The 2270-nt window shown below is 73.6% G+C and carries 2 protein-coding genes; both read left to right on the plus strand.

Annotated features, from left to right (window positions below; all coding sequences use genetic code 11):
* Nucleotides 1-324: 324 nt before the first annotated feature.
* Nucleotides 325-1638 (plus strand): RDD family protein, encoded by a 1314-nt coding sequence (locus D7X12_RS44850; RefSeq protein WP_244225088.1) that lies wholly within the window; start codon nucleotides 325-327, stop codon nucleotides 1636-1638.
* A gap of 50 nt (nucleotides 1639-1688) precedes the next feature.
* On the plus strand, nucleotides 1689-2270 hold a 582-nt coding region (locus tag D7X12_RS40955; protein ID WP_500683242.1), incomplete at its 3' end, for a GspE/PulE/PilB domain-containing protein.

A 2270-nucleotide genomic window follows, 5' to 3' on the forward strand; every position in this document is an offset into this window, starting at 1 on the left:
GCCGCGCCCCGTGCCGCCGCGCCCCGTGTCGCGACGCCCGGCCAGGTTCCGGCCGCCGCGCCCCCGCGTGCCGCCGCGCCTCGCGCAGCCGTGCCCATGACGGATGGACCGACGGTTCGTGCCGCCGCGCCGCAGGGTGATGCGACGGTTCGTGCTGGGATTCCTTCCGATGCGACGGTTCGTACCGCCGCGCCGCAGGGTGATGCGACGGTTCGCGCCGCCGCGCCGCAGGGGGGTGATGCGCCTGCTCGTGCGGCACCGCGTGCACCTGCGTCTCCGACGGATGCGGCTGCGCGTGCGGCTGCGTCTCATACGGATGCGTCCGTGCGTGGCGCCGTGCCCCAGGCCGATGCAACGGTTCGCGCCGCCGCGCCGCACGCGGAAGGTCCGGCGGTCCGGGCTCCCGGTGCGGCTCCTCGTACGGCGGTGCCCGCTTCCGCGGCGCCCGTGCCTCCTCGCGCCGCGCAGCCTCCCGTGAACGCGCCCTCGGGTGCCGTGCTCCCGCCGCGTCCCGCCGTCGCGCAGCCGCCCCCGAGCGTGGCCCCGATGTCCGCCGCGAGCGCCCAGGCCCCCATGGCGCCGCCGCGCGCCTCGCCCACGCAGGCCATGCCGGAGGCCGGCTTCCAGAATCCGGGTGTCGCGGTTCCCCGCGCGGCGCAGGTGCCGGTGAACGCCGCCGAGCCTCGTCCGGGCTCCGTGCCCACGCCGGCCTACGGCACCGAGGCGCACGGTGCGCGCCCCCTCCCTGCTGCGGCCCCTGGACTGCCGCGACGGGACGCCCCGCCCGCGCAAGCGCCTGCTTCGTCCGGTCTGCCTCACATGGAGTCACCCGCGCAGCCCGCGGCTCCGTCCGGTCTGCCGCGCATGGAGGCATCCGCGCAGCCCTCGTCCGGCCTGCCCCGTCGTGACGCCGAGCGCGCGTCGGGACTGCCGCTCATGGACGCGCCCGCGCAGGCTTCTGCCTCGTCGGGTCTGCCCCGCCGTGACGCCGCGCCCTCGCAGGGGCTGCCGCTCATGGAGGATCCGGCCCTCCTGCCTCCACTGGAGACGCCGGCCTTCGCCGCCGCTTCCCTGTCGCCCCCCCCGGGAGTGTCCCGCATGGAAGCTTCGCCCTCTCCCGCCGCCCCCGTGAAGTCCCAGGCTCCCGCCGCGGCTCCGGTCCCCGGCGAAGTGCACGCGCGACCCGCCTCGCTGTGGCGGCGGCTGCTGTCGTTCACCATCGACACCGCGGCCATCGGCGCCGTCGCGGCGGCCTACATCGTCCTTGCCTCGTCCATCGCGGGCGTCAAGGGTCCGCAGCCGGGTCTGACGGGACTGGATGCGTTTGTCGGCTGGCTGCGCGCACTGCACACCGTGCTGCTTCCCGGCGTGGTACTGGTGCTGGTGCTCGCCACCGTCTACTGCGCCGTCGCGGCCTTCCTCTGGAATGGCCGCACCCTGGGACGATTGCTCCTGGGGCTCCGGTTGGTGGACACCCATGGCATGGCGCCGACACCGGGCCGGGCCATCTTCCGGGCGCTGCTCGCCGGGCTTTCCTTCGTTCTCTTTCTGGGCGGCTTTTGGATGGCGTTGTTCGACCGACGCGGTCAGACGCTGCATGACAAGCTGACGTCCACCTTCGTCGTCCAACCGAGCTGAAACCGGCTCATTGTGCCTTGCGGCCGCGGCCGTAAGATGCCGCGGCCTTCATGCCTTCCCGTCTTGCTCAGCACCTCGTCTCGCGCGCCCTCCTGACCCAGGAGCAGGCCGGAGATTTGTTGCGTCAGCACCAGGCCCAGGGAGGCCACCTGGACTCCGCGCTCCTGGAGCGTGGCATGGGTGAAGAGGAGGTCCTCGCGCTGTTGGGCGAGGTCTCCGGCTTCCGCCCCGTGAACCTGGTGGACTTCGAGCCCAACCTCGAGGTCGCCAGCTTCATCCCTCCGAAAATCGCCGAGCGCCTGAGCGTGGTGCCGCTGTCCCTGGACGGCAACACGCTGCACGTCGCGTGCGCCTACCCGGTACCCAAGAAGGAGCTGGACGAAGTCGGCTTCCTCCTGGGCAAGCCGCTGGAGCTGTGGGTCGCCATCGAGCTGCGCGTGCGCGAGTGGATCTCCACCATCTACCGCCAGCCGCTGCCGCAGCGGTTCGTCCAGCTTGGCGAGGCGCTCGTCGCCCGGCAGTCCGGAGCCCTCACGCCGCCGCCTCCTCCGCCGCCCGAAGACGAGGCGATGGTGGACATGGTGGAGCAGCTGGCGCGCTCCGTGGCCCAGGAGCCCGTGGCCCCCGAGGCC

It is taken from the genome of Corallococcus sicarius (assembly GCF_003611735.1).
Lineage (GTDB): Bacteria > Myxococcota > Myxococcia > Myxococcales > Myxococcaceae > Corallococcus > Corallococcus sicarius.